Below are 213 nucleotides of genomic sequence, written 5' to 3' on the forward strand. Positions count from 1 at the left end.
GCATTTTTCGCGATACGCCTATGGGCTTGCGCAAGATTTTGCTAAGGCTGGATCTCTCGGAGCGCTTCAGTTACGACGCGGAAAAGAACCTTTTCTTTATCAATTTCGAGGGCCACGAGGTCTCGAATATTGGCGATGTCGAAGCCATCCGCAATGAAGTCGAGAAGCAATTGAAGGTGGCACGAGTCAAGCCGCACGCCATCGTTAATTACG

Origin of the sequence: Caballeronia sp. BR00000012568055 (assembly GCF_029439455.1) — a bacterium.
GTDB lineage: Bacteria > Pseudomonadota > Gammaproteobacteria > Burkholderiales > Burkholderiaceae > Caballeronia.